Below are 9,746 nucleotides of genomic sequence, written 5' to 3'. Positions count from 1 at the left end.
CCGTGGATCCACGGGTTCCAGTTGTGCACGTCGCCGTCGAGGCCGATCCAGTGCCAGTCGCGCCGGCGCTGGAAGGGTTCGAAGACGCGCACCCGCGCCTCGTGCCGGATACGCGCGCGCACGCCGGGAGCGCGCGCGTCGAGCTGCGCACCGAGCAGGTGATCGATCCACGCGAGCTGCGCGACGGCCTCTCCCGCGCCGAGATCGACGTAAGGATCGGTCACGGTGGCGAGGACCGCGCCGTGCGATCGAAGGGTGTCGTCGTGGGCGGGCCAGCACCACGAGCTCTGCTCGCACAGCAGGACGACGCCGTCGACGACCTCGTCGATCCACGCGTCGTCGAGGGTGGCGGCCGCGGCGATCGTCGCGCGGCTCAGCCGGCGCTGCCTCTCGAAGGCGGCGTCCTCCCACGCGGTGCGGTCTCCGTCGCGGTGCACGCGCGCCGCGTCGCTTGCGCGCGGGTGCGGCCACGGGGTCGGTCTCTCGACCTCGGCGCGGGCGATGATCGCCTCGATGCCCACCCGGTCCGCGGTCCCCGAGCGACGGTCCCAGACGGAGCGATCGGATGCCGGGGCGACCGGGAGCGCGTCGTCTCGAGAGCGCACGGCGATGCCGCCGAGGTGGGCGGCCAGGGGCCCCGAGAACGGGGCGGTGGGGAACGACATCGGTCTCCTTCGAGCGGGCCTCTCCCGCCTGAATCGATCATAAACGATCATTAGGATTCAGAAAAGATGTTGTGGTGTTGTTTTCTGATTGATACGCTCGCCAACGTTCACCCGTCCGATTCGGGTGAGATGACGGCCTTCAAAGGAGAATCCGTGGCGACTCCCGCCCTCCCCCGCCTCGCCGGCGGACAGCGCAGCGACTGGCTCGCCGTCGCCGACGCGCTCCTCTCGGCGGCGCAGCGGCATGCCACCCCCGGCCGGGGACGCATCGTGTTCCCCGGTGCCGAGGGAGGCTACGGCGCGGCGGTGGACGGCCTCGAGGGCTTCGCGCGAGTGTTCCTCCTCGCGGGCTTCCGCATCGCCGGTGCGCGCGGCGAGGGCGTGGACGAGCTCATCGCGTTCTTCGCCGACGGGGTGCGCACCGGCGTCGATCCGGATGCCGCCGACCGGTGGGTGCGCATGGACGAGCACGCTCAGGCGAAGGTCGAAGCGGCCTCCCTCGCGCTCGCCCTCGATCTCACGCGCGAATGGATCTGGGACGCCCTCGACACGCAGACCCGCGATCGGGTGATCGCCTACCTCGCTCCCGTCGTGGGTGACGACACCTACCCCCGCACGAACTGGGTGTGGTTCCGCATCGTCGTCGAGACGTTCCTCCGCTCCGTCGGCGGCCCCTGGTCGGCCGACGACATCGCGGCGGACCTCGCTCGCCACGACTCCTTCGTCCGCGCCGACGGTTGGCTCTCGGACGGTGAGGAGCGCGCCTTCGACCATTACGTCGGCTGGGCTCTCCACGTCTATCCGGTGCTCTGGCCCCGCATGACGGGTGCCGCGGATCTCGTCGGCCACCGCACCGCGGGCGACGTGGCTCGCCTCGACCGCTTCCTCCAGGATGCCGTGCGGCTCATTGGCGTCGACGGCTCGCCGCTCCTCCAGGGCCGGAGCCTCATCTACCGGTTCGCCGCCGCGGCTCCGTTCTGGGCCGGCATCATCGCGGAGGTCCCGTCGACCGGGATGGGACGACTGCGGCACGCGGCGGGCGCGATCGTCGACCACTTCGTCGCGCACGGCTCCCCCGACGCGGACGGCATCCTGACCCTCGGGTGGCACGGCGAGTGGCCCGCTCTCGCCCAGTCGTACTCCGGCCCCGGCTCGCCCTACTGGGCGGTGAAGGGCCTGATGGGCATCATGCTCCCGGCCGACCATCCCGTCTGGAGCGCTGTCGACGAGCCCCTCCCGATCGCGGAAGCCGACGACCTGCGTGCCGTCGCCGCCGCCGGATGGATCGTCTCGGGCACCCGCGCCGACGGGATCGTCCGCGTCGTGAACCACGGCACCGACAAGGCCCGGCCCGGCGACCGCACCGCCGACTCGCCCCTGTACGCACGCATCGGCTATTCCACGGCGACGGCTCCGCTCCTCGACGAGCTGGCCTGGACCGATCCGCTCGAGCAGGCCGTGACCCTCATCGACGCCCAGCGGCGCGCGACCCACCGCACGGCCCTGACACCCCTCGGTGCCCAGGTCGTCGACGGCGTCGGGATCGCGGCCTCGACCTCCGACGTGCACGTGGTCGACGTGGCTCCGACGACGCACCGCCACGGCGCGGGGCTCGCAGGCACCGTGCGCCACATCGCGCGCGTGACCGTGCGCTCGCTCGTCCGCGGCCCTTGGGAGGTGCGTCTCACCTCGATCGACGACCTCGCCGTCGGCGTCGAGCTCGAGGGTCTGCGCCTCCGCGTGGGCGGTTGGCCCCTCGCGGGCGACGAGCCGCGACACGGCACCGACACGGGGAGCGCCGAGGTGCAGCTCGACGGCCGGGTCTCCGGCATCCGGGCCCTTCGTCCCGAGGCGGTCTCGAGCGTCGTGGTCCGTCGCAACGCGAGCCCTCTGGGCGGGCTCGCGGCCGTGCCGGTGCTCACGTGGGACGCGGAGGTCGGCGTGCCGTTCGCGGCCCTCGTCACCCTGACCGGCGCCGCGACCGCCCTCGACGCCCGTGCCTCGCTCGAGCTCGAGGGCGACGAGTCCGTCGCCGTCGTCACCTGGCCCGACGGCCGGTCGACGCGCACCCCTCTCACAGACTCCGGAGCCTCCCGATGGGCGCACCGGCATTCTCGGGCCCGCACCGGTGTCCCGTACGCAATCGCAAAGGAGCAGCACGCATGAAGCGCAAGATCGTCATCGCGACCGGGGTGGGCATCGTCGCCGCCCTGTCGCTGACCGCCTGCAGCGGCGCATCGTCCGACGCCGTCAGCAGCGGCCCCGTCACCCTGACGATGTCGGGGTGGAGCCTGAGCACGACCCCCGAGTTCCAGGCCCTGGCCGACAAGTTCCACGAAGAGAACCCCGACGTCACGATCGAGGTCAAGGAGTACGACTCCGCGAACTACGACACCCTCATGACGGCCGACCTGGCCGCGGGCACCGGTCCCGACATCATCACCCAGAAGAACCTCAAGACCTTCATCACGTACCAGGCCGGCGGCCAGCTCGCCGACGTCTCGGACGTGACCCTTCCCGACGGGATCGGCGGCGCCGACGCGTACAAGGTCGACGGGTCGACCTGGGCCGTGCCGTACCGCCAGGACTCCTGGGTGCTCTTCTACAACAAGGACCTCTTCACCCAGGCCGGCGTCGCCGAGCCCGACGGGTCGTGGACGTGGGACGACTACGAGAAGGCCGCCGAGCAGCTGACCACCAAGCTCGGTGCCGCCGGCTCCGCCGCCCTCGGCACCTACGAGCACAGCTGGCAGTCGACCGTGCAGGGCTTCGCGAACGCGCAGAGCCCCGACGCGAACATCCTCGACGGCGACTACGGCTACCTGAAGCCCTACTACGAGCGGGCTCTCGCGCTGCAGAGCGCGGGCGCGCAGGTCGAGTACAACACCGTCACCGCCAACAAGCTCACCTACCAGGCCGAGTTCGGCAAGCAGCAGGCGGCCATGATGCCGATGGGCACCTGGTACGTCGCGACCCTCATCGCCCAGCAGGCCAAGGGCGAGGCCGACGCCTTCTCGTGGGGCTTCGCGCCGATCCCGCAGTACGACTCCTCGACGACCGGCACCTCGAAGACCCCGGTGACCTTCGGCGACCCGACCGGCTTCGCGATCAACAAGGCAGCGGATGCCACCAAGCTCGCCGCCGCGAAGAAGTTCCTCGCCTTCGCCTCGGGTGAAGAAGGCGCGCAGGTGCTCGCCGGTCTCGGGATCACCCCCGCACTGACGAGCGATGCGGTCGCGAAGACGTACTTCGCGGTCAAGGGGGCGCCCACCGACGAGCTGTCGTCGTTCGCGTGGTCGACGCACGAGACCAAGCCCGAGAACCCCACCTCGGCCAAGACCGCGGCCGTGCAGAACATCCTTCTCGACCTGCACACCGCCGTCATGTCGGGATCGACGTCGATCGACGACGCGATCAAGACCGCCGAAGACCGCGTCAAGAGCGAGGTCGGCGTCGGCTGACGCCCCTTCACCGGTCGGCCCGGGCACCGTCCCGGGCCGACCGCCCCTGAGATCCCCTCACGATCTGGAGACCCCATGGCGACCATCGCCGACACGCGCCCGACGGCGCCGAAGACCGGGCGCGACCGCGGGCCCCGCCCCGCGCGCCGCCGGTCGCGCCTGACGCTTCGCAGCACCCTCATCGGGTGGAGCTTCATCCTCCCCAACTTCCTGGGCTTCGCGGCGCTGACGCTCGTGCCCGTCGTCACGCTCTTCTACATGTCGATGACGAACTGGAACGTCTTCGGTTCGTCGGCGTTCGTGGGCCTCGCGAATTTCCAGCGCCTGCTCGGCGACGGCAGCTTCCGCATCGCCCTGCTCAACACGCTCTACTACGCGGTCCTGCACATCCCGCTGACGATGGTCGTCGCGCTGGGGCTCGCGCTCCTGCTCAACAACAAGCTGCGCGGGGTCGCGTTCTTCCGCACCGCCGCGTTCTTCCCCTACATCACCTCGATCGTCGCGATCGCCGTGGTGTGGAACCTGCTGTTCAGCCCCGAGTACGGCCCGATCAACGAGATCCTGCGCTTCTTCGGCCTGCAGAACCCGCCCGGGTGGCTCACCTCGTCGGAGTGGGCGATGCCCGCCGTCGTCATCATCAGCACCTGGCGCGACATGGGCTACTACATGATCCTCTTCCTCGCGGGGCTGCAGACCGTGCCGCGCGAACTGCACGAGGCGGCCCGCGTCGACGGAGCCAACGTGTGGCAGCGCTTCGTCAACGTCACCCTGCCGTGCCTGCGCCCGACCACGTTCTTCGTGACGGTCATGCTCACCATCAACTCGTTCAAGATCTTCGACCTGATCCTCGTGATGACCCAGGGCGGACCGGGCCAGTCGACGCTCGTGCTCTCGCAGTTCATCTACCAGAAGGGCTTCCAGGAGAACCAGTTCGGGTACGCGTCAGCGGCATCCATCGTCCTGTTCCTCCTGTGCATCGTCGTGACGCTCGTGCAGTTCTTCATCAACAAGAAGCGAGACGCCTGATGACCGATCTCCTCGTCCCCGACGCGACCCGCACGCTCGTCACCGCGGGCGCGAAACCCCCGCGCCGCCGCCCCGTCGCGGGCGCCCACCCCGCCCGGCGGGTGGGCCGCGTCATCGGCTACGCCGTGATGATCCTTGCCGCCGCGGCCCTGCTGCTGCCGTTCTTCTGGATGATCATGAGCTCGCTCAAGACGCCGAACGACGTCTTCAGCGCCCCCGTGAAGTGGTTCCCCGAGACCTGGGTGTGGAGCAACTACGTCGACATCTGGACGCAGTCCGGGATGCTCACCTGGATCCGCAACACGCTCGTGCTCGCGGTCGTGGTGACGTTCCTGCAGGTGCTCACCGGCTCGTTCGCCGCGTACGGCTTCTCGCGCATGCGCTTCCCCGGTCGCGACGTGCTGTTCCTCGTCTACATCGGCACGATCGCCGTGCCGTGGCAGTCGTACATGATCCCGCAGTTCATCCTGCTGTCGAACCTCAAGGTGTCGAACACCCTCTGGGCGATCATCCTCATCCAGGCGTTCGGCGCGTTCGGGGTGTTCCTGATGAAGCAGTACTACGACACCATCCCCGAGGATCTGTCGGAGGCCGCTCGCCTGGACGGCCTGAGCGAGTACGGCATCTGGGCGCGCATCATGCTGCCGCTCTCGGTCCCCGCGATCGCGAGCCTGACCATGCTCACCTTCGTCAGCACGTGGAACGATTACCTCGGCCCGCTCATCTACCTGCGCAACCCCGACCTCTGGACCATCCAGCTCGGGCTCCAGAGCTTCGTCAGCACCCTCTACGACGCCAACTACGCGCTGCTGTTCGCCGGACTCACGATGTCGGTCGTCCCGATCGCGGTCGTCTTCCTCCTCGGCCAGAAGTACTTCGTCGAGGGCATCGCGACCAGCGGAATGAAGGGCTGAGCCGTGCGCCGTATCTCCCACGACACCTACGCGAGCATCTTCTCGACGGTCTACCTGGGGCTGATGGTCAACGTGCTGCTGCTCGTCGCCTGCGCACCCCTCGTGCTCCTGCTGGTGACCACCGACCCTGCCGCGTCGTGGCCGCTCCTGCTGATCGCGACGCCGCTCTGCGGGCCCGCGCTCGTCGGGGCCTTCACCGCCTTCCGCGCGCACGGCCTGGGGGAGGGACGCGTCGTCCGCGCCTTCGTGGCCGGCTGGCGTCGCGCGGCCCTCAGAGCCCTCGCCGTCGGCGCGATCGTGGCCGTCGTGCTCGCGATCGTGGTGGTCGACGTGCGCGCCGTGTCGGCGGCATCCTGGTCCGTCCTCGTCGTCCCGCTCTGCGCCACGATCGCGCTGCTCGCTCTCGCCGCAGCTCCCGTGGCGCTCACCGCGCTCGCCGAGGCTCCGGCCACCCCGCTGCGGGTGCTGCTGTCGACGGGCGCCGTCCTGGCCGTCCGCCGCTGGTACCTCAGCGCGGTGAGCCTGCTCGTGCTCGCCGGTCAGGCGGCGCTGTTCGTGACCTCTCCCGCGTTGGCGCTCGGCCTGACCGCCGCACCCGCGCTGTACCTGATCTGGGCGAACGCCCGCTACACCCTCCGCCCCGTGCTTCCGGCCGACGCCACCGTCGCCGCCGTCTGATCCGAAGGATTCCCCCGCATGACGACCTCGCCTCCCACCACCGGTGCGGGCCCCGCCCGCGTCGACCCCGCACGCGTCGACCCCGCACGCGTCGACCCCGCACGCGTCGACCCTGCACGCGTCGACCCCGCACGCGTCGACACCGCCCGGGCCATCGCGCAGGTGCTCGCCACGATCCGCGCCAACATCGACGCCTTCGGCACGCGGTACCCCGACGACACCACCCGCGACAACCGCTACGCGCTGCGGCCCGCCGTCGCCGGCTTCGCCGAGGGCGCCAACCGCGGATGGACGACGAGCTTCTGGCCCGGCATGCAGTGGATCGCGTACGAGCTCACCGGCGACGACGTGTACCGGGATGCCGCCCTCGCCCACGCGGCCGACTTCGGTCGCCGCGTGCGCGAGGGGGAGGATCTCGACACCCACGACCTCGGCTTCCTCTACACGCTGTCGTGCGTCGCCCCGGCGCGACTGCTCGGCGACGAGGACGCCCGCGCGAGCGCGCTCGCCGCCGCCGACCACCTGATGACCCGCTACCTGCCGTCGGCCGGGATCATCCAGGCGTGGGGTGACCTCGCCGACCCCGCGCAGCGCGGCCGCACGATCATCGACAGCCTCATGAACATGCCCCTGCTCACCTGGACGGCCGAGCAGACCGGCGACGAGCGCTACAGCGACGTCGTCGCCCGGCACACCGCCGAGCTGCGCCGACAGATCCTGCGCCCCGACGGCTCGACCTTCCACACCTTCTACTGGGATGCCGAAACCGGCGAGCCCGTGCGCGGAGCGACCGAGCAGGGCGCCTTCGACGACTCGTGCTGGGCGCGCGGACAGGCCTGGGGGATCTACGGCTTCGCGATGAACCACCGCGCGACCGGGAACCCCGACCTGCTCGAGGCATCCCGCATCTGCGCCGAGTACTTCCTCGCGCACCTGCCCGCCGACGACGTGCCGTACTGGGACCTCGTCTACAACGACGGGGCCGACGCCCCGCGCGACAGTTCGGCGGGCGCGATCGCGGTGTGCGGTCTCTACGAGCTGGCCGAGGTCGACACCGAGAACGCCGAGCGGTGGCGTTCCGCGGCCGATCGCATCCTCGCCTCGCTCATCGCCCACTACACGCCGGCGACCGCGGCGGATGCCGACACCGTACTGCTGCACAGCGTCTACGACCTGCCGAAGAACGTCGGCGTCGACGAGGGGACGCTCTGGGGCGACTACTTCTACTTCGAGGCCCTGGCCCGCGCGGCGCGGCCCGACTGGCGGCCGGCGTGGTGAGGCTCGCGCGCGTCGGCGATCGCTCGGTCGCGGTGCTGGCGGGGACGGCGGGCGATCGTGCGCTCGACCTCGGCCCGCGGCCCCTGCCCGAGCTGTTCGCCGAGCTCGACGGCATCCGGGATCTGGTGGAGAGAACGGATGCCGACGCCCTCCCGCCGTTGGACACCGCGGTGCTGCGGGCCCCCGTCGTGCCGCGCGCGATGCTCTGCCTCGGGTACAACTACCGCGGGCACGTCCCCGACGGCGTCGACCCGACCGCGGACGATCCCGTCACTCCCGACGTCTTCGTTAAGACGCCGAACACCCTCGGCGGGCCGAACGATCCGGTCGTCGTGCCGACCGTGGCCGACGACGTCGACTACGAGGGGGAGATCGCCGTCGTGATCGGTCGGCGCGCCCACGGGGTGGCCCTCGACGACGCGCTGTCTCATGTCGCGGGGTACACGCTGCTCAACGACGTGTCCGATCGCTCGTGGCAGCGTCGGCAGAGCCAGTGGGCGCTCGGCAAGTGCTTCGACGGCTTCGCGCCGCTCGGGCCCTGGCTGGTGACCGCCGACGAGATCGATCCGCAGGACCTGCTCGTCGAAGTCGTGCGCGACGGCGAGGTCACCGTGTCGCAGTCCACCGCGACGACGATCTTCTCGGTCGCCTTCGTCGTGCATTACCTCAGCCAGGTGCTGACCCTCGAGCCGGGCGACGTCATCTCGACCGGCACGCCGCAGAAGCTCTCCGCCGCGCAGGACGCGCACCGCCCGCTCGCCCCGGGCGACGCGGTCACCGTGCGCGTCCGCGGCATCGGAGAGCTCACCACCACGTTCATCGCACCCCCGGGAGAGCCCGAATGATCCTCGACACCTTCCGCCTCGACGGCCGCGTCGCCGTCGTCACCGGCTCTAGCCGCGGCCTGGGCCAGGGCGCGGCGCTCGCGCTCGCCGAGGCCGGGGCCGACCTCGTGCTCATCGACCGCGGCGACGCGGGGCACACGGCCGAGCTCGCGCGCGCCCTCGGCCGGCGCGTACACACAATCCACCGCGACTTCGTCTCGGCGTCCCGCGACGAGCTGGCCGCCGCGATCGACGAGGCCGCCGAGGTGCTCGGGCGCGTGGACATCCTCGTCAACAACGCCGGCACCATCCGGCGCGCCCCGGCCGCCGAGCACGGCGCCGACGACTGGAACGACGTGCTCGCGGTCAACCTCGACGCCGTGTTCCATCTCTCGCAGGCCGCCGGTCGGCGCATGATCGCGCAGGGGTGGGGGCGCATCGTCAACGTCGCCTCGATGCTGTCGTTCCAGGGCGGCATCCTCGTCCCGGGCTACGCCGCCTCGAAGCACGCGGTGGCGGGGCTGACCAAGGCCCTCGCGAACGAGTGGGCGGCCTCGGGCGTCACCGTGAATGCCGTCGCGCCGGGCTACATGGCCACCGACAACACCGCGCCCATCCGTGCCGACGCCGACCGCGAAGCCTCGATCCTCGCGCGCATCCCCGCAGGGCGCTGGGGCACGCCCGCCGACCTCCAGGGGGCGTTCGTCTTCTTGGCATCCGACGCCGCCGCCTACGTCACCGGCGCGGTGATCCCCGTCGACGGCGGATGGCTCGTGCGGTGAGCTGACCCGCCGCCGCGCCGACCCCGCCGACGCGCCGCCGCGCCGCGCCGCGCGCTCCACTCCCATCCCGCGCTCCACCCACACCCCGCGCTCGACCCCGAGCGCGGGGTGTGGGTGG

At 71.0% G+C, this 9,746-nt stretch carries 8 protein-coding genes and 1 pseudogene; 8 read left to right on the top strand and 1 reads right to left on the bottom strand.

Going from position 1 to position 9,746, the window contains the following annotated elements; translation table 11 throughout:
- Positions 1-665: pseudogene (locus NS283_RS07120) on the bottom strand (heparinase II/III domain-containing protein); the annotation flags it as partial.
- 153 nt (positions 666-818) lie between these two features.
- Between NS283_RS07120 and NS283_RS07115 the strand changes: the two are divergent.
- The 8 genes from NS283_RS07115 to kduD all read left to right on the top strand — a co-directional run bounded on the left by NS283_RS07115 (position 819) and on the right by kduD (position 9,628).
- Positions 819-2,831, top strand: a complete 2,013-nt coding sequence (locus NS283_RS07115; RefSeq protein WP_193752641.1) for a DUF2264 domain-containing protein — start codon at positions 819-821, stop codon at positions 2,829-2,831.
- Complete coding sequence (locus NS283_RS07110; RefSeq protein WP_058596183.1) at positions 2,828-4,126, top strand: ABC transporter substrate-binding protein; 1,299 nt, start codon at positions 2,828-2,830, stop codon at positions 4,124-4,126. Before NS283_RS07115 ends, NS283_RS07110 begins: the two co-directional genes overlap by 4 nt.
- 75 nt (positions 4,127-4,201) lie before the next feature.
- Entirely contained in the window at positions 4,202-5,152 is a 951-nt protein-coding gene (locus NS283_RS07105) for a carbohydrate ABC transporter permease (protein ID WP_058596182.1), read from the top strand.
- Positions 5,152-6,066 carry a carbohydrate ABC transporter permease gene (locus tag NS283_RS07100; RefSeq protein WP_058596181.1) on the top strand — a complete coding sequence of 305 codons (915 nt, stop codon included), beginning with the start codon at positions 5,152-5,154 and terminating at the stop codon, positions 6,064-6,066. Before NS283_RS07105 ends, NS283_RS07100 begins: the two co-directional genes overlap by 1 nt.
- 3 nt (positions 6,067-6,069) lie before the next feature.
- Positions 6,070-6,744: a hypothetical protein gene (locus tag NS283_RS07095; protein ID WP_058596180.1), complete on the top strand. Its 675-nt coding sequence runs from the start codon at positions 6,070-6,072 to the stop codon at positions 6,742-6,744.
- A gap of 18 nt (positions 6,745-6,762) precedes the next feature.
- Positions 6,763-8,022, top strand: coding sequence for a glycoside hydrolase family 88 protein (locus NS283_RS07090; RefSeq protein WP_081317302.1), 1,260 nt, complete (start codon positions 6,763-6,765; stop codon positions 8,020-8,022).
- Positions 8,016-8,867: a fumarylacetoacetate hydrolase family protein gene (locus NS283_RS07085; protein WP_058596179.1), complete on the top strand. Its 852-nt coding sequence runs from the start codon at positions 8,016-8,018 to the stop codon at positions 8,865-8,867. The genes NS283_RS07090 and NS283_RS07085 overlap by 7 nt, the downstream gene beginning before the upstream one ends.
- On the top strand, positions 8,864-9,628 hold the full coding sequence (gene kduD, locus NS283_RS07080; RefSeq protein ID WP_058596178.1) for a 2-dehydro-3-deoxy-D-gluconate 5-dehydrogenase KduD: 765 nt from the start codon (positions 8,864-8,866) through the stop codon (positions 9,626-9,628). The genes NS283_RS07085 and kduD overlap by 4 nt, the downstream gene beginning before the upstream one ends.
- The last annotated feature ends 118 nt before the right edge of the window (positions 9,629-9,746 follow it).

It is taken from the genome of Microbacterium testaceum (assembly GCF_001476285.1).
GTDB classification, from domain to species: Bacteria; Actinomycetota; Actinomycetes; order Actinomycetales; family Microbacteriaceae; genus Microbacterium; species Microbacterium testaceum_B.
The sequence above is the reverse complement of the archived record's forward strand: the minus strand, read 5'-3'. Positions and strand labels throughout refer to the sequence as shown.

Excerpts from the sequence above, each read along its gene's own strand:
- NS283_RS07110 (WP_058596183.1), top strand. The coding sequence starts at position 2,828 with ATGAAGCGCAAGATCGTCATCGCGACCGGGGTGGGCATCGTCGCCGCC.
- NS283_RS07105 (WP_058596182.1), top strand. The coding sequence starts at position 4,202 with ATGGCGACCATCGCCGACACGCGCCCGACGGCGCCGAAGACCGGGCGC.
- NS283_RS07100 (WP_058596181.1), top strand. The coding sequence starts at position 5,152 with ATGACCGATCTCCTCGTCCCCGACGCGACCCGCACGCTCGTCACCGCG.
- NS283_RS07090 (WP_081317302.1), top strand. The coding sequence starts at position 6,763 with ATGACGACCTCGCCTCCCACCACCGGTGCGGGCCCCGCCCGCGTCGAC.
- kduD (WP_058596178.1), top strand. The coding sequence starts at position 8,864 with ATGATCCTCGACACCTTCCGCCTCGACGGCCGCGTCGCCGTCGTCACC.